Annotated in this window: 24 protein-coding genes, 5 tRNA genes and 1 pseudogene; 22 read left to right on the top strand and 8 right to left on the bottom strand. The window is 35.5% G+C overall.

What is annotated here, in order from left to right:
• Window positions 1-234 precede the first annotated feature (234 nt).
• The 3 genes from M4I44_RS00235 to M4I44_RS00245 all read left to right on the top strand — a co-directional run bounded on the left by M4I44_RS00235 (window position 235) and on the right by M4I44_RS00245 (window position 3224).
• On the top strand, window positions 235-1095 hold the full coding sequence (locus M4I44_RS00235; RefSeq protein WP_249966196.1) for a polysaccharide deacetylase family protein: 861 nt from the start codon (window positions 235-237) through the stop codon (window positions 1093-1095).
• Window positions 1096-1346: 251 nt separating this feature from the next.
• Complete coding sequence (locus M4I44_RS00240) at window positions 1347-2195, top strand: transketolase (protein ID WP_017498448.1); 849 nt, start codon at window positions 1347-1349, stop codon at window positions 2193-2195.
• Between the two features lie 75 nt (window positions 2196-2270).
• Window positions 2271-3224 (top strand): transketolase family protein, encoded by a 954-nt coding sequence (locus tag M4I44_RS00245; RefSeq protein WP_017498449.1) that lies wholly within the window; start codon window positions 2271-2273, stop codon window positions 3222-3224.
• A 463-nt stretch (window positions 3225-3687) separates the two neighbouring features.
• Here M4I44_RS00245 and M4I44_RS00250 read toward each other — a convergent pair whose 3' ends face one another.
• Entirely contained in the window at window positions 3688-4875 is a 1188-nt protein-coding gene (locus tag M4I44_RS00250; protein WP_249966197.1) for an FKBP-type peptidyl-prolyl cis-trans isomerase, read from the bottom strand.
• Between the two features lie 79 nt (window positions 4876-4954).
• Between M4I44_RS00250 and M4I44_RS00255 the strand changes: the two genes are divergently transcribed.
• Both M4I44_RS00255 and M4I44_RS00260 read left to right on the top strand, forming a co-directional pair.
• Window positions 4955-5344 (top strand): RNA-binding S4 domain-containing protein, encoded by a 390-nt coding sequence (locus M4I44_RS00255; protein ID WP_017498451.1) that lies wholly within the window; start codon window positions 4955-4957, stop codon window positions 5342-5344.
• A 144-nt stretch (window positions 5345-5488) separates the two neighbouring features.
• On the top strand, window positions 5489-5989 hold the full coding sequence (locus M4I44_RS00260; RefSeq protein WP_017498452.1) for a phosphoribosyltransferase domain-containing protein: 501 nt from the start codon (window positions 5489-5491) through the stop codon (window positions 5987-5989).
• Here the strand turns inward: M4I44_RS00260 and M4I44_RS00265 are convergent.
• A complete protein-coding gene (locus M4I44_RS00265) occupies window positions 5981-6499 on the bottom strand; it encodes a shikimate kinase (RefSeq protein WP_017498453.1) in 519 nt (172 codons plus the stop codon). The genes M4I44_RS00260 and M4I44_RS00265 overlap by 9 nt on opposite strands.
• Before the next feature lie 126 nt (window positions 6500-6625).
• Between M4I44_RS00265 and M4I44_RS00270 the strand changes: the two genes are divergently transcribed.
• The 14 genes and pseudogenes from M4I44_RS00270 (at window position 6626) to M4I44_RS00335 (ending at window position 15849) form a co-directional block, all read left to right on the top strand.
• A tRNA-Lys gene (locus tag M4I44_RS00270) sits at window positions 6626-6698 on the top strand.
• Between the two features lie 38 nt (window positions 6699-6736).
• Window positions 6737-6809, top strand: a tRNA-Lys gene (locus M4I44_RS00275).
• Window positions 6810-6850: 41 nt separating this feature from the next.
• Window positions 6851-6933 (top strand) — tRNA-Leu (locus M4I44_RS00280).
• Window positions 6934-7088: 155 nt separating this feature from the next.
• Window positions 7089-7161, top strand: a tRNA-Lys gene (locus M4I44_RS00285).
• A 38-nt stretch (window positions 7162-7199) separates the two neighbouring features.
• Window positions 7200-7272: transfer RNA gene (locus M4I44_RS00290), tRNA-Lys, on the top strand.
• A gap of 272 nt (window positions 7273-7544) precedes the next feature.
• Complete coding sequence (locus M4I44_RS00295; RefSeq protein ID WP_256472435.1) at window positions 7545-8489, top strand: DUF4421 family protein; 945 nt, start codon at window positions 7545-7547, stop codon at window positions 8487-8489.
• A 125-nt stretch (window positions 8490-8614) separates the two neighbouring features.
• Window positions 8615-9115: a tetratricopeptide repeat protein gene (locus tag M4I44_RS00300; protein ID WP_249966200.1), complete on the top strand. Its 501-nt coding sequence runs from the start codon at window positions 8615-8617 to the stop codon at window positions 9113-9115.
• A gap of 127 nt (window positions 9116-9242) precedes the next feature.
• Window positions 9243-10205 carry an ion channel gene (locus M4I44_RS00305; protein ID WP_249966201.1) on the top strand — a complete coding sequence of 321 codons (963 nt, stop codon included), beginning with the start codon at window positions 9243-9245 and terminating at the stop codon, window positions 10203-10205.
• Between the two features lie 71 nt (window positions 10206-10276).
• Window positions 10277-11176 (top strand): MerR family transcriptional regulator, encoded by a 900-nt coding sequence (locus tag M4I44_RS00310; protein ID WP_017498457.1) that lies wholly within the window; start codon window positions 10277-10279, stop codon window positions 11174-11176.
• Window positions 11177-11213: 37 nt separating this feature from the next.
• Complete coding sequence (locus tag M4I44_RS00315) at window positions 11214-12680, top strand: NAD(P)/FAD-dependent oxidoreductase (protein WP_249966202.1); 1467 nt, start codon at window positions 11214-11216, stop codon at window positions 12678-12680.
• Between the two features lie 3 nt (window positions 12681-12683).
• Window positions 12684-13522 (top strand): annotated as a pseudogene (locus M4I44_RS00320) (phytoene/squalene synthase family protein).
• A gap of 65 nt (window positions 13523-13587) precedes the next feature.
• On the top strand, window positions 13588-14028 hold the full coding sequence (locus tag M4I44_RS00325; protein ID WP_249966204.1) for a sterol desaturase family protein: 441 nt from the start codon (window positions 13588-13590) through the stop codon (window positions 14026-14028).
• A 9-nt stretch (window positions 14029-14037) separates the two neighbouring features.
• Entirely contained in the window at window positions 14038-14502 is a 465-nt protein-coding gene (locus tag M4I44_RS00330) for an SRPBCC family protein (protein ID WP_017498461.1), read from the top strand.
• 51 nt (window positions 14503-14553) lie between these two features.
• Window positions 14554-15849: a deoxyribodipyrimidine photo-lyase gene (locus M4I44_RS00335; protein WP_249966205.1), complete on the top strand. Its 1296-nt coding sequence runs from the start codon at window positions 14554-14556 to the stop codon at window positions 15847-15849.
• 75 nt (window positions 15850-15924) lie between these two features.
• On the opposite strand, the gene M4I44_RS00340 is transcribed toward M4I44_RS00335, so the two are convergent.
• Both M4I44_RS00340 and M4I44_RS00345 read right to left on the bottom strand, forming a co-directional pair.
• Window positions 15925-17229, bottom strand: a complete 1305-nt coding sequence (locus M4I44_RS00340) for an AarF/ABC1/UbiB kinase family protein (protein WP_229998662.1) — start codon at window positions 17227-17229, stop codon at window positions 15925-15927.
• Window positions 17229-17888 (bottom strand): TetR family transcriptional regulator C-terminal domain-containing protein, encoded by a 660-nt coding sequence (locus M4I44_RS00345; RefSeq protein ID WP_249966206.1) that lies wholly within the window; start codon window positions 17886-17888, stop codon window positions 17229-17231. The genes M4I44_RS00340 and M4I44_RS00345 overlap by 1 nt, the downstream gene beginning before the upstream one ends.
• 98 nt (window positions 17889-17986) lie before the next feature.
• On the opposite strand from M4I44_RS00345, the gene M4I44_RS00350 reads away from it, so the two are divergent.
• Complete coding sequence (locus M4I44_RS00350; protein ID WP_249966208.1) at window positions 17987-18898, top strand: TIGR01777 family oxidoreductase; 912 nt, start codon at window positions 17987-17989, stop codon at window positions 18896-18898.
• Here M4I44_RS00350 and M4I44_RS00355 read toward each other — a convergent pair whose 3' ends face one another.
• The 4 genes from M4I44_RS00355 to rmuC all read right to left on the bottom strand — a co-directional run bounded on the left by M4I44_RS00355 (window position 18899) and on the right by rmuC (window position 22363).
• Window positions 18899-19468 carry a YceI family protein gene (locus M4I44_RS00355; RefSeq protein WP_017498466.1) on the bottom strand — a complete coding sequence of 190 codons (570 nt, stop codon included), beginning with the start codon at window positions 19466-19468 and terminating at the stop codon, window positions 18899-18901.
• 269 nt (window positions 19469-19737) lie between these two features.
• On the bottom strand, window positions 19738-20130 hold the full coding sequence (locus M4I44_RS00360) for a VOC family protein (protein WP_249966209.1): 393 nt from the start codon (window positions 20128-20130) through the stop codon (window positions 19738-19740).
• 247 nt (window positions 20131-20377) lie between these two features.
• Window positions 20378-20926, bottom strand: coding sequence for an acyl-CoA thioesterase (locus tag M4I44_RS00365; protein ID WP_026110234.1), 549 nt, complete (start codon window positions 20924-20926; stop codon window positions 20378-20380).
• A gap of 63 nt (window positions 20927-20989) precedes the next feature.
• Complete coding sequence (gene rmuC, locus M4I44_RS00370; RefSeq protein ID WP_017498837.1) at window positions 20990-22363, bottom strand: DNA recombination protein RmuC; 1374 nt, start codon at window positions 22361-22363, stop codon at window positions 20990-20992.
• A 179-nt stretch (window positions 22364-22542) separates the two neighbouring features.
• On the opposite strand from rmuC, the gene M4I44_RS00375 reads away from it, so the two are divergent.
• On the top strand, window positions 22543-23418 hold the full coding sequence (locus M4I44_RS00375; protein ID WP_249966211.1) for a protease complex subunit PrcB family protein: 876 nt from the start codon (window positions 22543-22545) through the stop codon (window positions 23416-23418).
• Window positions 23419-23426: 8 nt separating this feature from the next.
• A complete protein-coding gene (locus M4I44_RS00380) occupies window positions 23427-23825 on the top strand; it encodes a hypothetical protein (protein ID WP_249966212.1) in 399 nt (132 codons plus the stop codon).
• Window positions 23826-23871 lie beyond the last annotated feature (46 nt).

Genomic DNA, 23871 nt, shown 5'->3' on the forward strand with positions numbered 1-23871 from the left:
TTGGATGTTGGATTGTTAGATTATTGGATCGCTGGAATTTTAGATAGTCAGATTATTTAGGCAACTTTATTTTTAATGCAGTCAGAAACCTGAAACTTGAAACTTGAAACTTTGAAACTTGAAACCTGAAACTTGAAACTTGAAACCATTAATGCGAATTTATCATGAAAAAAATCTAAATTTGATAAAATAGAAAATCCGCATAATCTCCTCTATACAAAAAGACAACTAAAAATGAACCTAGCACAAAAACTTGGATATCCTGAAAATACTAAACTATTAATTATTCATGCTGATGATGCCGGTCTGTCGCATTCTGAAAATCAGGCAACCATAAAAACACTGCGAAATGGCTTTGTAAACTCTTACAGCATAATGGTTCCCTGTCCATGGTTTTTCGAAATGGCTAATTTTGCCAAAGACAATCCGCAATACGATTGTGGCATTCACCTCACCTTAACCTGCGAGTGGGAGAATTACAAATTTGGTCCGGTTCTTCCACTTTCTGAGGTTTCAAGTTTAACAGATCAAAATGGTCATTTCTACAAAAACAGAACTGATTTTAAAAATAATGCCAAACTTCCTGAAATCAGGAAAGAACTTACTGCTCAGATCGAAAAAGCTTTACAATTCGGAATACAGCCTACCCATCTTGATTCACACATGTGTAGCATCGGTGTAACTCCTGAAATTTTAGAAATTTATAAAGAACTTGGAAAACAGTACAATCTTCCGGTTTTCATTAACAAACAATTTGTCGAATCCATAAGTTTATCTAACGAAAAATACCATTTTGAAGACACTCTTCTCGCCGATCATTTATTGATTGGATATTTTTCGGACTTTGAAAAAGGGGAATTAAGAAAATCATACTCTAAGGCACTGGACAATGCCCTCCCGGGATTAAATGTATTTTTGCTTCACCCTGCTTTTGACGATTTCGAAATGCAGGGCATCACCCTAAATCATCCGAATTTTGGTTCGGCCTGGCGACAAATTGACTTTGACTTTTTTACCAGTGAAGAATGCGGTGCAAAGCTGAAAGAAAACAACATTCAACTGGTGACCTGGCGAGAGATTGGATCAATTGGATAATGAGATAATTTGGCAATTCGTCATTTCTCCTTTTTGCAATCTCATAAAAACGGGATGACACACAAAGCGGGCTTTGAAATCATGATGACACCTCTTTTTTACTTTATAAAATCGAAACATTCCCTTTTTTTCTCTGTAGGAAGACAAAAAAGAGTGATTATTTCATTTTTACAGGAAACTAAAGCGAAAAATCATTTGTCTCCCCGCAAAATAAAAATTACTTTTGCACCAGTTTAACTTTTACACATAAAATGAAGCCTAACACACAACAATTAAGCGATTTAACTATCCAAGTAAGAAGAGACATTCTTCGAATGGTACATGCTGTCAACTCAGGTCACCCAGGTGGTTCATTAGGTTGTACTGAATTTTTGGTAACACTCTACCAAAACATTATGGAACGCAAAGAAGGTTTTGATATGAACGGAATTGGAGAAGATCTTTTCTTCCTTTCAAACGGACATATTTCTCCTGTTTTTTATAGCGTATTAGCACGTAGCGGTTATTTCCCTGTTTCAGAACTTGCCACTTTCAGATTACTAAACTCTCGTTTGCAAGGACATCCAACAACTCATGAAGGATTACCTGGAATTCGCATGGCTTCTGGTTCATTAGGACAAGGTTTATCTGTAGCTATTGGTGCTGCCGAAGCAAAAAAACTAAACAAAGACAATCATTTAATTTACAGCTTACACGGAGATGGTGAATTACAAGAAGGTCAAAACTGGGAAGCGATCATGTATGCTTCTGCTAAAAAAGTAGACAACCTTATTGCAACTGTAGACGTTAACGGAAAACAAATTGACGGAACAACTGACGAAGTTTTGGCAATGGGAAGTCTTCGTGCAAAATTTGAAGCTTTTGACTGGGACGTTCTTGAAATTAAAGAAGGAAACAATATCGAAGCTATTATTGCAGGTTTAAACGATGCAAAATCAAGAACCGGAAAAGGAAAACCAGTTTGTATTTTGCTATATACAGAAATGGGTAACGGAGTTGATTTTATGATGCACACACATGCATGGCATGGTAAAGCACCAAACAACGATCAGTTGGCAAGTGCTCTGGCTCAAAACACATCAACTTTAGCAGACTATTAAAAACAGCTTTAAGCCTTAAGCAGTAAGCTTTATGCCTATTGCCTATAGCCTATTGCGTACAGCAAAAAAACAAAAATGAAAAAATATACAAATACAGGAAGTAAAGATACTCGTTCGGGTTTTGGAGCGGGAATGACTGAACTAGGTCAAAAGAACGAAAATGTTGTAGCATTATGTGCGGATTTAATTGGATCATTAAAATTTGATGATTTCAAAAAAAATCACCCTGAACGTTTCTTTCAAATCGGAATCGCTGAAGCAAATATGATTGGAATCGCTGCAGGTTTAACTATTGGAGGAAAAATTCCTTTTACAGGAACTTTCGCTAACTTTTCTACAGGAAGAGTTTATGACCAAATTCGCCAATCAGTTGCTTATTCTGATAAAAACGTAAAAATTTGCGCTTCTCACGCCGGTTTAACACTAGGTGAAGACGGAGCAACACACCAAATTCTTGAAGATATTGGATTAATGAAAATGTTACCTGGAATGACTGTAATCAATACTTGCGACTACAATCAGACTAAAGCTGCTACTTTGGCATTAGCAGATCACCACGGACCGGCTTACTTACGTTTCGGTCGTCCGGTAGTACCTAACTTCACTCCTGCTGATGAGCCTTTCGTAATTGGAAAAGCCATTTTATTAAACGAAGGAACTGATGTAACGATCGTTGCAACAGGACACTTGGTTTGGGAGGCACTTATTGCTGCCGAAGCTCTTGAAGCAAAAGGAATCTCTGCTGAAGTAATCAACATCCACACCATTAAACCTCTTGATGAAGAAGCCATTCTAAAATCATTAGCTAAAACAAAATGTGTGGTAACTGCCGAAGAACACAACATCCTTGGAGGTCTTGGTGAAAGCGTTTCAAGAGTATTAGCACTAAACAATCCTGCACCGCAAGAATTTGTTGCTGTTAACGACAGTTTTGGTGAATCTGGAACTCCGGAGCAGCTAATGGAAAAATACAAATTAAACAATCAGGCGATCGTTGAAGCTGTAGAAAGAGTAATCAAAAGAAAATAATTATTTCATTTTCTTACTTTATAAAAAGACCCCGAAAAGCAATTTTCGGGGTTTTTTATTTTAAAACCTCTCCTTAAGAGAGAATTAGAACATATTTCATCTTACCTCCATCTTTATAAATTTTCTTTTTACTTCACGCAGATTTTGCAGATTCAGCAGATTTTAATGTTAAAAACTCGCAATGTCTCTTTCTAAATCTGTATAAGACAAAAAAAAGACTCTGTATCTATTGAGATTAGAGTTTACAACACTTTGTACCACGCTTTTATTTCAAATATATCCTCATTGAGATCCAGAATGAATCTTAAAACTGATTTACTTTTTTAAGCAAAAATCTGCCGAATCTGCGTGAAAACAAATCTTCAAATCCCTGATTAAACAGATAAAAAGCACCGTCTTTCAAGTCATAAAAAAAAAACCTCGAAATCACTTTCGAGGTTTTATCTTTTATACAAGCTAAAATTTAGTTCTGCTTAAAAGGATATGTTTTATCCAAATGAATCTTTAATCTTGGCTTATCCGTATAATCTGCTTCTATAAATTTTCTTGCATTGGTATACGATTCCGGCTTGCTAGGGTCAGTAAGCGCCCCTGTTGGTCTTCTAGGAATACCCCTCGGCTCTGTTTCATCAACATTTGGAGTTAGAGGATTATCTACAGTTGGCTCCCAAGGATAATACTTACTAGCACCATAATTAATTCCATTTACAATCCCTACCTCAGTCGCTGGTTTCGTAATTTCAAATCGGGTCGTAAAACCATCTCCGTCATCATCCAGATCAAGGAAGTCTGAAATTCCGTCACCATCTGTATCATCTGCTAATCCAGCTGGAGGATTTGGATATTTTGTTTTATTGATACCAAAATCATACAAATAACCATCGCCATTAAGATCTTCTAAATAATCCGGAATACCATCTCCAACTACAAGTCTGTCACCATTTGCTGAAGTACTTACTTCATTATCCATTCTTTGAAGATCGTATAATTTAAAGCTAAAAACTATTGGAGAATATGCCGGGATAGCATCTTTAACATCACCATAATATGCCAGTCCTGAAGGCAAAAACATTACTCCTGCACCAAAACCACTGTAGGTAATAACCCCATTACTATCCGTACTTGAAGTACCCGTTTTAAACTTCGGAAAAATCTCTGACCAGCCTTCAATTACAGTCTTTTCAACTGCATATGGGAACAAATTAAAAACTACCTGATTATTATTGGAAGTATCAAAAACTGTCCCATTCAATAAATTACCAGAATAAGAAGCTACAATTTTATCTGTATTTGTTGGAGAACTACCAACTCCTTTTCTCAAGGTTAAATAATAGACTTTATAAGTAACATCATTACTATATACGTCTCTTGTATCTAAAACATACGTTTTCTGATCCCAAATAGAAACATTTCCGTCGCCGGGAACTATTTTCTTTATCACTACATCCTGATCTTGCGGATTACCAGGACTATTTGTCACAATGATATAATTTGTCTTTAAATATTTGACAATAGAATCATTATCAGCTTTATACTGCGTAGCATAATCTCTTAACGGAGTAACCACCACCTCATCATCATCCTTTTTACTACAAGAAACAAACGAAATACCTGCAAGCAATAAAATAAAATAATATTTAAATTTATTCATTATTGTTAATTTTTTAGGTGCGCAAGATACAATATTGATTTATTTTTGTAAAGATTTTAACTTCGATTTTAGAAAAATTATGAGAATAGATAAATACCTCTGGTGCGTACGATATTACAAGACCAGAAACATGGTTACGGAGGCCTGCAAAAAGAACCATATCACTGTAAACGGGCAAGTTGCCAAACCATCCAAAGAGGTTTTTCCAACCGACAGAATTACTTTTAGAAAGGATCAGATTACACAAATTATAACTGTACTCGACATTCCTGAAAGCCGTGTTGGAGCAAAACTGGTTGATATATATCGAAAAAACGAAACTCCGCCTGAAGCATATGCTCATCTGGAATTACTAAAACTATCAAAAGAACATTATCGTAAAAGCGGTACAGGAAGACCCACTAAAAAAGACCGTCGTGATATTGACGAATATGGAAATGAGATTTTTGACGAGGAAGAGGATGTTTAAAATCCAATTTTCAAATTCCAAAATTCAAAACTTACGTCCGTAAAAATTTCAAACAGCTAAAATCATAAAATTCCATTATCAAAATTGGAATTTGGATTTTTCATATTGGAATTTAAATTAATTATATTAGCAAAAAAATAAATCATGAGCAAAAATATCATTTTAACCAATCAGGAAATCGAACACAAAATAAAGCGTATCGCTTATCAGATATACGAAACTTTTGTTGATGAAGACGAAGTTGTAATTGCAGGAATTGCTTCAAATGGTTCTGTTTTTGCTCAAAAGCTTGCCTTATCTTTAGGAAGTATTTCAACTCTAAAGATCTCCCTTTGCGAAGTTAAAGTCGACAAACAAAATCCGCAATTACCTATACATACGTCATTAACCAAAGAAGAATACGAAAACAAAGGCCTTGTTTTAGTAGATGACGTTTTAAATTCCGGTACTACTTTAATATATGCTGTTCGTCATTTCTTAGATGTTCCGCTTAAGAAATTCAAAACAGCAGTATTGGTTGACAGAAATCACAAGAAGTATCCGGTAAAAGCCGATTTCAAAGGAATCTCTTTGTCTACTTCTTTATTAGAACATGTACAGGTTGTTTTTGATGATAACGGAGACAACTACGCTTTCTTAAGCTAAAATAGCTAAAATATCCTGAACCGTTTCTTCGACAGTTTTATCATCAACTGTAACCTTATATTGGGCCTGGTTGTAATAAAAACTTCTGTCGAACAAATGTTTCGCGATAAATTCTTTCATTTCCTCTTCATTCATTTCAGCAATTAAAGGACGTTTGCTTTTATTATGAACCAATCTTCCATATAAAGTCTCAATAGAAGCCTTTAAATAGATTGAAACAACATCTTCACCTTTTAATAATTCATGGTTATTGGCATAACAGGGTGTTCCTCCTCCTAAACCTATTATACTTTTTTCAGAAGACTGGAGCAATTCTACAAACATTTCATGTTCTAATTTTCTAAAATAAATCTCTCCATGTTTCTCAAAAATCTCATTTATTGATAAATTGGTTCTGTCTTCGATACATTTGTCCAAATCCAGAAATGGAATATTTGTAATTTTTGACATATTTTGGGCAATCGTTGACTTCCCGCACCCCATATATCCTAACAATATAATTTTTTTCATTTTAATAATACCTTATAAACTAAGACGTTGTAAATTTTACTTAAAAAAAGACAAATTTATAATAAATAAGCTTGGAAATAATAAAAAAACTTCTTATATTTGCACCCGCGTTCAAGAAACGAATATGACTCGATAGCTCAGTTGGTAGAGCACATCACTTTTAATGATGGGGTCCTGGGTTCGAGCCCCAGTCGGGTCACAAATTGTGACTCACAATATAAGTTTCTTGATAGCATTGACTCGATAGCTCAGTCGGTAGAGCACATCACTTTTAATGATGGGGTCCTGGGTTCGAGCCCCAGTCGGGTCACAAAGGTCGAGTATTAATTTACTTGACCTTTTTTAATTTTCGGCCATGTGGAGAAACGGTAGACTCGCCATCTTGAGGGGGTGGTGCTCGCAAGGGCGTGAGGGTTCAAATCCCTCCATGGTCACTAAAAAAGGTAAATTACACAAATTGTAATTTACCTTTTTTTATTTACAACCTCTGTTTCAGCATATTAATTCTTTATTAAATTTTACTTGAAATAAGGTTGGATATATCCAAAATAACTTCTTATATTTGCACCCGCGTTCAAGAAACGAATATGACTCGATAGCTCAGTTGGTAGAGCACATCACTTTTAATGATGGGGTCCTGGGTTCGAGCCCCAGTCGGGTCACAAACTGTGATTCACAATACAAGTTTCTTGAAAGCAATGACTCGATAGCTCAGTCGGTAGAGCACATCACTTTTAATGATGGGGTCCTGGGTTCGAGCCCCAGTCGGGTCACAAAAGGTCAAGTATTAATTTACTTGACCTTTTTTTATTTCTAAGCCTTACCTTAAAACAGCAGACTCTATTGTGGTAAATTAAACCCAAAAATTTACAATCCTTTAAAGTCACTCCCTATTACAACCTTGAAATCAACAAATCCGGATTTGAAGCCGGAAAATTTAACAGAAGATAGAATGTTTTAAATATCTTTGAACTATAAACCTGTCAAGACTGCCAAAACAAATTAAACAAAGCACAACCTTAATCATCTACTTTTCGAGAATCTAATGAAATTCTATTTTTCGCTGCTACTTATTTTTGTTTTTCCATATTTCTGCACTGCACAGATTGACACAACTTACATCAAACCTTTTGAAAATAAAGCTTCCGTAAGAACCTATTTGTCGATGAAATTCATTTCGCTGCAACAGGAAACAGGAGGCGATATGAAAAGATTCATGCCTAATACACCTATGAGCTTAGGTTTTGGTGTTTCTGTAAAAAATACCATAATCGATTTTAGCTACGGTTACGGACTAAGTTTCCTGAAAGACAAAGAAAAAGGAAGAACCAAAGCACTCGATTTCCAGATTCATAACTACGGAAGAAAATTCATAATTGATCTTTTCATTCAAAAATACCACGGTTTCTATACGGCCGATGATTCCGACAAAAACATACAACTATACCCTGATCTCAAAATCCAGCAATATGGCGCTTTTGGACAATATGTTTTTAACCACAAAAAATTCTCCTATAAAGCGGCCTTTGTTCAAAACGAAAGACAATTAAAATCAGCCGGAAGCTTCCTGCTTGGTGGAGGAGTTTATTTTTCGAAAATAGGCTCTGATAGCTCTTTTGTTCACAAATCTAAAAATTCACTGCGCAATTTTCAATTTGGAATTAGCGGGGGCTATGCGTACACCTGGGCAATTAGCAAAAGATGGTTTACCAGCGGATCAGTAACCCTAGGAGCAAATGTTGGCACCGAAAGAATAAATGATTTCGGAAAACAAAAAATCGAAATTTATCCCACATTTTTCCCCAGAATTGCCTTGGGCTATAACAAAGAAAGATGGTCACTTGGTCTGTCCTATCTCAATAATTCTACATTCTCCGCTTTCTCTGACAATAACAAAAACAACATTGGTTTGTCTTCTGGAAATTTCCAGATTGGCGCCATCTGGAGATTAAACACTACCCCCTTTTTAAGCAAGAAGAAACCGGAATAAAATACCGATCCTTCTCTTCAAAAAAAAATAATAAATATTTGACAAAAGCACTTCTCTTACAAAACAAAACTTCATTAAATTCGTTTCCTGAATTATTAACCTACTAACTAATCCCAAATTGGTTTATGAAAAAATTTCTATTAGTATCATTTGTTATGATCACTTGCTCTACCTGGGCACAATCTGCAACCGGCTATTTTGATAAAGCCCTGAAAAAAGCTGAAGCCGGCAATACAAAAGGAGCGATTGCCGATTATACAAAAGCCATCAGCATGAATTCAAAATTTGTAGAGGCCTATCAAAATCGAGGTGTTGCAAAACTAAAACTCAATGACCTTAAAGGCGCCCTTGCTGATTTTAGCAAAACCATCGACTTAGACAGCATGAATGCCGACGCCTTTACCGGAAGAGCAAACGTAAACTACAAGTTAACGAATTTTAAAGAAACCGTTGCGGACTGCACCTCATCTCTAGGTTTAAATCCAAAAGATTATATCGCTTACAACCTAAGAGGCTTGGCTTATAACAAAATGGGAGATCAGAAAAATGCCTGCAAAGATTTTACAAAAGCAATAGAATTAGGCAGTCAAAGCGCTATCAAAAACAAATCAACTTTTTGCAAATAGAGTAAAATCTTATCGCAATAAAAACAAAAGCAATCTGTAGTATTTCTATTTACAGATTGCTTTTTCTTTACAGCCCATTTCCTCATCTCACAGATATTTTTACATTTGTTGTTAAATCCAATCTGCAATGGCGCTTCTCAAGAAAATAAACAAAAAAGCTCAACCCGACATTAACTCTGGTTTCGGATCAAATGCAAACAGCTATGGAAGCCGTTTTGTAAACAAAAACGGAACGCCTAATGTCGAAAAAAGAGGAATGCATATACTTCGTCGCATTAGCTGGTACCATACCATGATCGATATGCCCAACTGGAAATTCATGCTTATCCTTTTTTCGTTTTATATCGGTATCAATTTTATTTTTGCGCTTGCTTATTATGCTATCGGGATTGAAAATCTTAACGGAATTAAGCAATCAGAAAGCATATTGATTCAGTTCGGGCAGGCTTACTTTTTTAGCGCGCAGACTTTTACCACTGTGGGATACGGACATATCAGCCCTACCGGATTTTTAACGAGCGCTCTTTCTGCTGCCGAAGCTTTGATTGGATTGCTGAGCTTTGCCATAGCAACTGGTCTGTTCTTTGGAAGATTTAGTAAACCAACCGCTTTTTTAAAGTTTGCCGATCATGCATTAATTTCACCTTACCAAGATAAGAGAGGACTCATGGTACGCCTTGTTCCTTTTAAAAACACCAATTTTACTGATGCTACTGCCAGAATGACCCTGGGATTAAGTCTGGAAGAAAATGGTCAAAAAACCAATAAATTCTACAGCTTAGACCTTGAACTGGAACGTATAAATGCTCTTTCTTTAAGCTGGACACTGGTACATCCCATCACAGAAAGCAGTCCATTATATAATTTCACAGAAGAAGATTTTAAAAAAGTACATGGCGAAATACTGGTTTTCATTACCACTTTCGACGATATGTACAGCAATACCGTGGCCGCAAGAACTTCTTATACTTTTGATGAAGTAATTTATGGTGCCAAATTTGAAACAATGTACAACAGGAGTAAAGATGGCTCTAAAACGATCCTTCATTTAGACAAATTAAATCATTATCAATCTGTAAACATCTCGTAACCTGTGTATTTCAGACAAGTTATAAGGTAATTTGAGATTTTATTCTATTTTTGTTCACCAAACAGCCAAAAATGATAAACAATATTAAAACTGTTTTCAGCATAAAAGATCTTGAAAACTTATCCGGGATAAAAGCACACACCATTCGCATCTGGGAAAAAAGATACAATATCTTAGAGCCCATGCGTACTGACACGAATATCAGGCTTTATAATTTGCAGAATCTTCAGAAACTTTTAAACATCACATTATTACACGAATACGGCTATAAAATATCTAAAATAGCAACCTATCCCGAAGAAAAAATCCCACAATTAGTTCGTGAAATCATCTCAAAGAAAAACTCACAAAATTACGCCATCACTTCCTTCAAGATGGCGATGATGAATTTTGATCAGGAAATCTTCTTCAATACTTTCGACTGGCTTATTTCTGAAAAATCATTTAGAGAAGTCTTCAAAGACAACTTCCTTCCTCTGTTAAAAGAATTGGGCTTACTATGGCAATCTGAAACCATCACTCCGGCGAATGAGCATTTTATGAGTCATCTGATCAAGCAGAAGATCTTAATTTATACAGAAAGCCTCCAGATCCTAAAACCAACGAAAACCGATCGAATTTTTGTACTTTCTCTTCCTTTGAATGAAATCCATAAAATAGGCTTACTTTATTTGCAGTACGAGATTTTACTAAAAGGATACAAAACCATTTATCTGGGCGAAAGCATGCCTATCGAAAACCTGCAAGATTTAACCAAACATTTCGAGAACATAACCTTTGTATCTTTCATGACTGTTCAACCGGATCGCAACGTAATCAACCAATATGTCAAATCGATGGGACAAAAGTTGCTCCAAAAGAACAATGAGATTTGGCTTATGGGTAACATGGTCGAACATATCGATCAGAAAATTTTATCAGAAAGAATACGCGTTTTTGATTCTATGGACGAAACAATCAGTATGCTGTAATATTTTTGTTTAAAGTTTTTGTATATTTGTTAAACAAATGAAAAAAACTATAGCAATAATAGGTTCAGGCTTTTCTTCTCTAGCCGCTTCATGTTATCTCGCACAGCAAGGTAATACGGTAACTATTTATGAGAAAAACGAAACTATTGGAGGCAGAGCCAGACAATTTAAAAAAGAAGGCTTTACTTTCGACATGGGACCAAGCTGGTATTGGATGCCCGATGTTTTTGAACGTTTTTTTAAGGATTTCAATAAAAACTCTTCCGACTATTACGAACTCATCAAACTGAATCCGGCTTACAGGGTGTATTTTGGTTTGAATGATTTTATCAGCATTTATGACAATTTAGAAGAAATAAAAAACACTTTTGAAGAGATCGAAACAGGAAGTGGTGAAAAACTTCAAAAATTCATCAATCACGCCAAAAGCAATTATGACATTGCCATCAAAGATTTAGTCTATCGTCCCGGAGTTTCGGCACTAGAATTAATAACAGTCGAAACAGCTTTCAAACTCAATCAGTTTATTAGTACTGTTAGCATCGATATCCGAAAGCAGTTTAAGAACCAAAAACTCATCCAAATACTGGAGTTTCCCGTTTTGTTTTTAGGTGCAAAGCCAACAAAAACTCCGTCTTTTTACAATTTTATGAATTATGCCGATTTTGGCTTAGGAACCTGGCATCCTAAAACCGGAATGTACGATGTGGTACGCGGAATCGAAAAACTGGCATTTGAATTAGGAGTAACGATTAAAACCAACTCTCCTATTGAAAAGATTATTGTTAAAGACAAAAAAGCCACAGGACTTTTAATAGATGGAAAAACAATAGAAGCGGATATTATTTTAAGCGGTGCCGACTATCATCATACCGAAACTTTGCTGGACATTGAACATCGCGCTTATTCAGAAAAATACTGGGAAAGTCGCACTTTTGCCCCCTCTTCTCTTCTCTTTTTTGTGGGATTCAATAAAAAAATAGCCAACGTCACACACCACTCTTTGTTTTTTGACGTTGATTTTAACCAACACGCAGCCGACATCTACGACGATCCGAAATGGCCCGAACAGCCCTTGTTTTATGCCAATTTCCCTTCTAAAACAGATTCAACTGCTGCTCCGGAAGGAATGGAAAGCGGTTTTTTTCTTATTCCGTTAGCCCCCGGAATACAAGACAATGAACAACTTCGTGAAGTCTATTTTGAAAAAATAATCTCCAGATTTGAGCAATTAACCAATCAACAAATAAAAAATAGCATTATATTTAAGAGATCATTTTGCAAGAACGATTTTGTCGACGATTACAATGCCTATAAAGGTAATGCTTACGGAATGGCCAATACACTATTGCAAACCGCTTTTCTGAGGCCCAAACTAAAAAGTAAAAAAGTTCGTAATTTATATTTTACGGGACAGTTAACGGTTCCCGGCCCTGGTGTTCCACCTGCTTTAATTTCAGGAAAATTAGCAGCTGAGTTAATTCAAAAATCTTTTAGTTCTTAACAAATGAAATCACTATTCGACACTGTTTCTTTTAAATGCAGCAAACTGGTTACTCAGAGTTACAGTACCTCATTTTCATTGGCAGTTAAAATGTTGTCGCCGGATATTCGTGACGCTATTTACAGCATTTACGGTTTTGTACGTTTTGCTGACGAAATTGTCGATTCTTTTCATGACTTTGAAAAAGAGAATCTCATCAATGATTTCGAGAAAGAATATTACAAAGCGATACAAACAGGCATTAGTCTTAACCCTATTCTGAACTCTTTTCAGCATACTGTAAAGCAGTACAACATCACTGATGATCTGATTCAGGCCTTTTTAAAAAGTATGAAGCTCGATCTTGTGAAGTCAAGTTACCCTACTCATACTGAATATGAAGATTACATTTACGGTTCTGCAGATGTAGTTGGCCTAATGTGTCTGAAAGTTTTGTAAAAGGAAACGAGCAAAAATACGAACAGCTCAAAAATGAAGCCATGCGATTGGGATCGGCCTTTCAAAAGGTTAATTTCCTCAGAGACCTAAAAGAGGATAATTTGGTCTTAAACCGAAATTACTTTCCGGGAATTGATTTAAATTCTTTTGACGAAGAAGCTAAAACCAGCATTATTGCTGAAATCGAAGAAGATTTCAGAATCGCTTTTCAGGGTATTGTAAAACTTCCTATCGACGCTAAATTTGGTGTTTATACCGCTTATATTTATTACCGAAAACTGCTTCAGAAGCTTAAGAACACTCCTTATTACGAAATTGGAAATTCGAGAATCAGAGTTTCTAATTATACCAAAGCCGGGCTTTTAGCACAGTCTTTTGTAACCTACAAATTAAAGTTAGTTTAAAATCAATTTCTAATACAGCGAAAATTAACTTTTATAAGCTAAAACGTAAATTCAAGACATACAAAATGGTTTCTTTTTTAATTTTTTTAGGTGTTTTTTTATTCATGGAATGTGTCACCTGGCTCACTCACAAGTACATCATGCATGGGCTGATGTGGTATTTCCATGCAGATCACCATCAACCCAAATACGAAAACACTTTTGAACGCAACGATATTTTCTTTGTCCTATTTGCCATTCCCAGTATTATTCTTTTTTACTTTGGTGTTGAGGGCGGATTCAACTACTTATTTTTTATTGCCTGTGGAGTAACGCTTTATGGTGTGTGTTATTTTTTGATTCACGATGTTCTTATTCATCAGCGTTTTAAATGGTTTAAAAACACCAAAAACAAATACTTGATTGGCTTGCGAAAAGCACATAAAACACACCACAAGCACTTAGGCAAAGAAGACGGAGAATGTTTCGGAATGTTGTTTGTTCCTTTTAAATATTATAAAATTTAAATTGATTTTATGAAAGTATACAAAATAGAAACCGTACAGCATGTAAACGCTACTATTGAAGAATGTTGGGATTTTTTTTCAAGTCCGAAAAATCTCCAAACGATAACGCTGGATAATATGAGTTTCGAAATTCAGGATTTTGACAACAAACGTATGTATCCCGGACAAATTATCACCTATACTTTAAAACCTCTTTTGGGCATTAAAATTAACTGGATGACCATCATCACGGTTTCAAAGGAGAACCAATATTTTGTCGACGAACAGCGATTTGGCCCTTACGCTTTATGGCATCACAAACACTTTTTCGAGCCCACAGCAACCGGAACAAAAATGATTGATGTGGTGCATTATGCTTTACCATTAGGGTATCTGGGCAGAATCATGAACAGTCTTATTGTTAAAAATAAACTCAAAACTATTTTTGATTATCGCTACAACAAAATCGAAGAACTATTCAATTCAAAAGCTTAAATCAGTATAAATCTTTTAACTGAGATAAAAAATCTAGCAGAACATCATACAATGACAAAACAAAAAGTTTCTTTTTTCTGGTTCCGACGTGATTTACGTTTAGAAGACAATACCGGACTGTTCCATGCCCTGCAATCGGATTTTCCGGTAATTCCGCTATTTATTTTTGATGATGAAATTCTGGAAAACCTTCCCAAAAATGATGCACGCGTTCAGTTTATTTTTGAGTCACTTCAAAAAATAAACGAACAACTAAAAGCAATTGATTCCTCCATTCTGATTAAAAAAGGAACTACACGTAAGGTTTGGGAATCACTTACAACTGAATTTGACATTCAGCACGTTTTTTTTAATAAAGATTACGAGCCTTTTGCCATCAAACGTGATGCTGCTATTGTGCAATTATTAGCACAACACCATATCACAGCTTCCTCATTCAAAGATCATGTGATTTTTGAAGAAAAGGAAATTACAAAAGCTGACGGACTTCCTTACACCGTTTATACACCCTACAAAAACAAGTGGCTGGAAAAATACCATCTTTCAGGACAGGCTCCGGAATTTGATACCAAAATTGGTTATGAAAACTTCAGTAAAAATCAGTTTACTTTTCCGGAATTAGCCCAAATTGGTTTTGAAAAAAGCCCTATAAAAGTACTTCCTCCGAATCTAAGTCAAATTTCTAATTACAAAGAAACACGCGATTTCCCGGCTGAGGACAGTACTTCCTACCTTTCACCGCATTTACGTTTTGGAACGGTTAGTATTCGCAAACTCGTAAATTGGGCCAATCGAAAAAACCAAACCTTTTTAAGCGAGCTGATTTGGAGAGAATTCTTCATCCAGATTTTATTTAGCTTCCCAAATGTTGTGAACCATAATTTTAAATCGGCTTACGACGGCATTCAATGGCGTAATAACGAAGAAGATTTTAAACGCTGGTGTTCCGGAACTACGGGTTACCCAATGGTCGATGCCGGAATGCGTCAGCTAAACGAAACAGGGTATATGCACAATCGGGTTCGCATGGTGGTAGCCAGCTTTTTATGCAAACATTTACTCATCAACTGGCAATGGGGCGAGGCGTACTTTGCCGAAAAATTATTGGATTTCGAATTGGCTTCCAATGTAGGTAACTGGCAGTGGGCAGCCGGAACAGGCTGCGACGCTGCACCTTATTTCAGAGTTTTCAATCCCGAAATTCAACAAAAGAAATTTGACGAGAAAGGAATCTACATTCGCAAATGGATTCCGGAATTTGATTTAGGCTACAACGAACCAATGGTAGACCATGCGTTTGCAAGAGATCGTGCCATTGAAACTTATAAAAAAGGGATTTTGAAATAGTTTTTTTTTGTTTCAAGTTTCAGGTTTCAAGTTTCAGGTTATATTGCAACGTGAAACCTGAAACCTGAAACTTTTTTAGTACTTCAAATAATTTTCTACAACAATCTTCGCTTTCAAATCAAACATCAGATTATACAATCCGAAGAAAGTTCTGTTCATGTAGATAAAATGTTTGGAACCTCTATTTCCGTTCATTTTTTTAAGATTGGTATCGTTGGTAAAGCGTTCTCCTAATTTGGCAATATTATCAAAGAAAGTCTCGTCTGAAAAATCAAAGGTTTCTTTCTGAAATGGCTGGGTAAAAAGAGACAATAAATCATGAAACATTTCAGTAAAATAGGCAATCTCAGAAGCCGAATCATCGGGACGAAGAATTTCCAGTTCAAATAATTTCTCATTGAAAAGTGTTTCGTCTGTAATTACATTTTTATTGATCAATTCAAAGTAAGGCACATAAAAATCATCCGGAATTTGTTTCATACAGCCAAAATCCAATGCAATTAACTGATTGTTTTCATTCACCAGAAAATTTCCCGGATGCGGATCGGCATGCACTTTTCTTAAAACATGAATTTGGTACATATAAAAATCCCACAGTGCCTGACCTAATTTGTCACCCACTTCCTGATCTGAATTTTTAGCAGTAAACTCCGAAAGATGCAGACCGCTCATCCAGTCCATGGTGATAATTTTCTCTGATGAAAACTCAGGATAATAATTCGGAAAAAGTATGTTTTCGATTTTACTGCAGGCTTGTACCACTTCCTGGCTTTGTTGAAGTTCCAACAAATAATTGGTTTCTTCAATCAGTTTATCTTCGACTTCTTTAAAATATTTATCAGAATCTTTTCCCTGCAAATTAAACATTCTGATCGCAATAGGTTTTACCAGAGCCAAATCAGACGAGATACTGTTGGCAACTCCCGGATACTGAATTTTAACGGCTAGTTTTTTACCGTCTTTAACCGCTAAATGTACCTGACCGATACTGGCTGCATTGACCGAATTGGCATTAAACTCATCAAAAATTTCATAGGGAGTTTTTCCGAAATTGGTTTTAAAAGTTTTCAAGACTAATGGTGCCGAAAGCGGCGGTACTGAAAATTGCGATAATGAAAATTTCTCTACATAAGCCTGAGGCAGAAAGTTCTTGTCCATGCTCAGCATTTGAGCCACTTTAAGAGCACTTCCTTTCAAACTTTTGAGTCCGTCATAAATATCTTCCGCATTGTTTTCATTCAGCTTGTCACGAGTCAAATCTGAGTTTACCATTTTCTCCGCATAATGCTTAATATAGTTGACTCCGATTTTTGCACCCGTTTGCACTAATTTACTGGCTCTTTCTATTTTTGAGGTAGGTATATAATCGATCGTTTTCATTACTTACTGTATATTTTTTCTTTAAACAGAAATTTTCCAAAATCAATTAAATGATTCATTGGGGCTACATTCATTAATTCGAAGGATGCGTTAACTGATTTTTCAATAAAAATATCCGTTTTTTCGAATGCTGCCGAAGAATCCTCCATCCAGAATTTTATCGTCATCATTAATTGCAGCCAGGCCGATTCCTGAAGGGCTTTTTCCTGAAATTTTTGAAATTTTTCCTGTTCCAGCCTGTAATCATCAGTCAGTATTTCCGAAACATATTCTTTAAAAGCCTCGCGAAGCGAAGTCAGTTGTACTAAATTTTTAAGTGGATTTCTGTCTATTTTCAGAGCTTGCAGGACATAACTTCTGTTGGCCGTTAAAATCTCAAAAAATGTATAGTAGAAACTCAACATCTTGTTTTTCATATCATACTCGTGATAATCGGCATTTTTGTGCAGCAAATCAACTGTATTCACAAAAAACAGCCTGAATATTTCTTTTTCTAAACCTTCTAATGTTCCAAAAAAAGCATAAAACTCCGCTTCCGTAAAACCATTTTCTTTTGCAAAATGATAAACTGATTTTGGTTTTTGTCCCTTTTCTAAAACTTCATCCATGTATTTTGAAACGATATCTTCTCTTGTGATAGCCTTATTTTTAGTTGCCATTTCATTAAAATTTAGAATTTGCCTTAAAGGTAAGGAATGTTTAAGTACCTTTACTTTGCCTTAAACAAAATGCACTGTTAAATATATTATAAACTATCATGGCAAAAAATGTTTTATTAACCGGAGGCACTGGATTTGTTGGAAAACAACTTACCGATCTACTCACTGACAGTGGTTTTACGGTATCAATTTTGAGCCGTAGCGCACGAGAAAACACCTCATTAATCACCTATTATAAATGGAACTTAAAAACGAATTATATCAACGAAGAAGCAATTCTTCAGGCTGATTATATTATCCATTTAGCAGGCGAAGGAATTGTTGAGAAGAGATGGACTAAAAAACGCAAAAAAGTCATTGTAGAAAGTCGTGTACAACCCATCGATCTTATTTATTCGATCTTAAAGAAAAACAATAAAATTCCGGAGGCTTTTATCTCGGCTTCGGCGGTTGGAATTTACGGAGCTGTCACCAGTTCTGTTATCTGTGCGGAAGACACACCCCCTGCAACCGATTTTTTAGGGGTAACCTGCGTTGAATGGGAACAGGCCGTAGATAAAATTACTTCTTTAGGAATTCGGACTGCTAAAATCAGAACGGGGATTGTTTTGGGAAGAAATGAAGGATTTCTAAAAAAACTGGGACCCAATTTCAAAGCCGGCTTCGGTGCCATTTTGGGCACGGGAAAACAATATCTTCCCTGGATTCATATCGATGATTTATGCCAGATTTATCTAAAAGCACTTACTGATGAAACGATAAAAGGTCCGTACAATGCCTGCGTGACAGACAATACTACGAACCTTAGTTTTTCAAAAATGCTTGCCAGCTTATACGGTTATAAAATCTGGCTCCCAAAAGTACCCGCCTTTATTCTTAAAATTGTTTTAGGCGAAATGAGCGAGGCTGTCTTAAAAGGACAAAGGGTTTCCTCTGAAAAAATACAAAAGACAGGATTTGAATTTCAATTTACCGATTTAGAAGGCGCGCTAGTCAACTGCCTTAATTAGTCATTTTAGCGTTAGATATACCGGATCATCACTTTTAATTACTCCTGTTAATTCGGTATTCACCGTTTTAGCAATCTTAGCGGCTATTCTGTTCGGAATTTCGATATTATAATCAGAGATCAAAATTGGAAAATCGGAAATGATCTGGATTCCATCACCCACTTTTTTAATGAGTGCATTTACCAGAATTTCTCTTGATTTTCCCTTCATCGAAAGTTTTCCTTTAATTTGATATTCCTTTTCGATTTCGTCTATGTTTTTTAGATCAAATTTTTGAATTTTTCCTTTAAAAACAGCTTTCGGATAACGATGGCTTTCCATATAATTTTCATTAAAATGTTCCTGCATCAGGTCTAATTTAAAACGAAAATCTTTAATAAAAACGGTACAGATAAAAGTACTCGTTTTGGGCTCAACAATAATTGTGACCTGTCTGTTTACAGCTTTTACATCTTCGAAAAAGGGCACTGATGCTTCAAAATTTATGGTTCCCGTACTGGTAAAAAATTTATCCTGAGCCATAACGGAATGAGCTGTAAACAGTAAAATAAGTAATGTAATTTTTTTCATAATCGTTAACAATTAAACAATTATGTCATTCGATCTTTTTCTATTTTTAAGAAGAGAAACAACTGGACTTAAGATAAATTAAAAAAATAGAATGGCAGTACTCCGTGAAAAAACAGTAACCCAATCATTTATACTTAAAGTTACGATTTTTTCAGGATTACGGTTGCCGATTTACTGCTAAATATTTGTGAATGTTTTACCTGCCTAAAAATCAATTCTGATACCGTTTACTGGCACTCCAATTATGACATCAGAAACTCCACGAAATCTTATTGCACTGGTGTACAGATTTCAATTAAAAATCCATCCAGATCACGTACATAGGCCACTACTTGTCCCCATGGTTTCTGAGCAGGTTCTTTGACCAGTGCGGCTCCTGCTGAAATTGCTTTCTGTACCAATTCCTCGACATCATCGGTTATAAAACCCAATTCGATGGCAAAAGGTTTCTGCTCCGGTTTACTTTCGATAAAACCGTCTTTCAGATTTTGGGCTGCTAGTTCTTTTGAAGCAAACGAAATTGTGGTTTCACCTGTACTCAATTCACCGTAATCTCCCTCCGGAGTTACAAATTTTCTTGAAAATCCAAATGCATTTTCATAAAACGAAATTGATTTTTCTACTTCTTCAACGTATAAAATTGTATAGCCAAACTTTACCATTACTTTTTGATTTGATTGTAAATTATCTTAATTGGGTGTAGGTACATAAAAAATCTTTTTTAACACATAGAAACATAGTTTACTAACCGAAAAAAGCGTTTCACTTCTAATAAAACGCAGAAGACTATATTTCTCTCTTTTCTTTTCTCTTTCTTCTTTTTTCTTTTTTCTTTTTTCTTTTTTCTTTTTTCTTTTTAAAAACCCATCTCACTATTTACCAAAAAGAACTCATCTCTAAGGCCTTATCTTAGTGAATTTCTAAAAGCACATTGTACTGATTTAAATTTGCCAGATCTTCGATAGAATTAACGTCCGTCATTCTTGCATGTTCTTCTACTTCTTTTTTAGATTCGATTTGTTTGATGCATTTCCTAAAGCGTCTCACCTCTTCTAAATTTGACAAAATAAGTCCGGGAACAGGTACGCTTTTCCCCTCATTATCTTTAGCCACCATGGTAAAATAAGATGAATTACAATGTTTGATGGCTCCCGTTTGGATATTCTCAGCTTCCACACGAATTCCCACAATCATAGAGCTTCTTCCCACGTAATTTACCGATGCTTTCATGGTTACTAATTCTCCAACCTCAATAGGTTTTAAAAAGTTTACCGTATCCACAGAAGCGGTTACGCAATAGTTGCCACTAAATTTTGAGGCTGATGCAAAAGCAATCTGGTCTAACAGCTGTAAAATATATCCTCCGTGAATTTTTCCACTAAAATTAGTATGCGAAGGCAACATTAATTCTGATATACTTATTTTCGATGAAGAAACGTGTTTGAAATCTGCGGTCATAATTTTTTATTTGTATTTGAATGGAAAGGTTTATTTGCGAACAGCTTGGATGAAACTACGTTTTTAATTTAAAGATTGATTTTCATCTGAATTAGAAGCTCTGGCAATAATATTTTCAGGAAGCGATTTTTTAGCCTTCGCTCCCATTTTCTTTAATTTTTCGACACTTGAAATCAGATTTCCTCTTCCGTCTACCAACTTGCTCATGGCATTTTCGTATTCCGTTTTTGTGTCTTTTATTTTATTTCCAATACGTACCAAATCGGTAACAAATCCCTCAAATTTGTCGTATAATGCTCCTGCCTGTCTGGCAATTTCAAAGGCATTTTCCTGTTGTTTTTGATTGGTCCACATACTATCAATAGTTCTTAAAGTCGCCAGTAAGGTTGTAGGAGTTACAATAACGATATTTCGATCAAACGCTTTATTGTACAAGGTCGAATCTTCATTTAAAGCAATCGCAAAAGCAGGTTCAATGGGGATAAACAATAAGACAAAATCCGGGCTCTCGATTTGATACAAATCATGATAATTTTTGCTTCCCAACTGCTCGACATGTCTTTTAATAGAGTTCACATGTTCTTTCAGGAAGTCCATTTTAAGAATTTCAGATTCTTCATTGATCCATTTTTCATAAGCAACCAGAGAAACTTTTGAATCGACGATCATCTTTTTACCGTCGGGTAAATTGATTACAACATCGGGCAAAACTCTGTTTCCTTCAGCATTTGTAAAACTTTGCTGTACTTCGTATTCTCTCCCCTTTTCTAAACCGGATTTTTCTAAAACACGTTCTAAAACCAATTCGCCCCAGTTCCCCTGCATTTTACTGTCACCTTTCAAAGCCTTGGTTAAATTCAGGGTTTCTTTACTCATTTGGGCATTCATTTCACTCAATCCTAAAATCTGCTGACGCAAAGCCGCATGATAATCAATACTTTCTTTGTGGGTTTGTTCTACCTTTTTTTCGAATCCCTGAATTTTATCCTGCAAAGGCAGCAGGATGCTTTTCATATTTTCGCTATTCTGCTCCGTAAACTTTGCCGATTTCTCTTCCAGAATTTTATTCGCCAGGTTTTCAAATTCTTTGGTAAATTTCTCCTGAAGTTCGCTTACTTCATTCTTTTGTTCTTTATGACGTTCCCACAAGTTTTCAAAATCAACTTCTTTTTTAGAAAGCTGAATCGCGAGACTGTCTTTTTCGGTTCGGATATTCTCTTTTTCAGAACTGCTCAGATGGAGCTGTTTTTCAAAATTTCTTCTTTCGTTTTCAAACTGCTCTTTCTGAATTTGTAATTGATTTGTGGTGGCACTCAGCCTTTCTTCCAGACTCACTTTTTCGGATTGAAATCGTGCAGCAAATAACGTCTTTCCTAAATATATCCCTAGAAATAACGCAGCTGTGAAGGCTAACAAATACGGAAGAAATTCAAACATAATTACATTTTTATATAAAGTAAAAGTACACAATAATACGAAGTGCTTTATTCTAAATTAGAAATTTCACGAATCCCTAATCTCGAAAAATAAAATCATTATTCTAAAAAAATAAAAAAAATCACGCAACCATTTCCAAAAGAAGACATCTACTAATTATAAACTATTAAAATATTGTTATGAAAAAATTAATGCTAAGCTTGTTTATAGCTTTTGGATTCAGTGCCTGCTCCCTTAATAATGAAGATATGAATGTAGTTTGCGGAGAAAGTGAAGACTTAGCTTTTACAGGAATTCCACTTTTATGCAACTATAGTGTTAAATCTTTACCTACCAATCCTGTTGCATTTTTAGCTGCTTCTGAAGAAAGATTGAATGCTTACTTCACCAAAAAAGAGAATACGTGTCCAAACGCTACTATTACACCTATCGATTTTAATAAAGAAATGATCGTTGGTATTTTCTCAGGACTTAAACCTACAGGTGGTTTTAAAATTAAGATAACCAGCATTGTTCAAAACAAATGTCAGATTCTGGTCAATTACTACGAAAAAGAACCTGAAGTGGGCGAGACAATTGCACCCGGGGCAACGTATCCGTCAGATTTCATTTTGATACCAAAAACAACTAAAACAATACTATTCAATAAAGTAGCAGACAACCGTGACAATGTCGTAATAGGAAGTTTCAGCAGTCAATGTACAGGTGCTGATTGTCAAAAATTCTATCAGATCAACGATTTTAATATCCAGAAATTCTTAAACGTTAAAGCTGGTGCTTACGATTTCGATCAATACCGTTATACGGCGACTACCAAAAAAGGAGATTACACGCTTTTCTTAAAATCGGTACCTGCTGAAATTTTAGCTTTAAAAGGACAAACTAAAACCTATGGCTCTCCAGACGCCGCAGATCAGGGAGGGGTATATTTTGAATTACGTCAGGGTATAAATGTTACTAAAATTACCATCGACAACAAAGATACTGCCGATCAAAGTGCCGAAATAAAAGCATTCAAAAAGGCTATTCAGGATAAAATAACAAGTCTAAAATAATCTGATTCATGAAAAAATATTTCTTATTTATCATCGTATGCGGTCTCTTTTCGTCGGCATATTCATTGGAATCTACGGGTATAAATTCGGGTTCGATTGTAAACACCTGGATTTGGGAAAAATCGATTGGAGGAAACAGTAATCCTTATACGGCAACTCCTAAAACGATCGGATTTAACAAAAAAGTCGTTTTTACACCAAACGGAAGAGTAATCACGTACAAAAACAATGTTGAAATAAGAAATAGTGCCTATACAATTGAAAAAGGTGTTGGTTACTTTGATCAGGCCGAACATGACTTAATCACTTTTGAAGGCAAGACTTATATCATAGAAAACCTTGACAATCAAAACCTAACCATTGTCAGCAATAATACCGATGCATCACGTACTATTTACAAAAGGTAGTTTTATAAGCTTATAAGAACTATTTTTGCAAAACCAAACAAACCAC

Origin of the sequence: Flavobacterium sp. B183, assembly GCF_023539155.1 — a bacterium.
Lineage (GTDB): Bacteria > Bacteroidota > Bacteroidia > Flavobacteriales > Flavobacteriaceae > Flavobacterium > Flavobacterium tructae.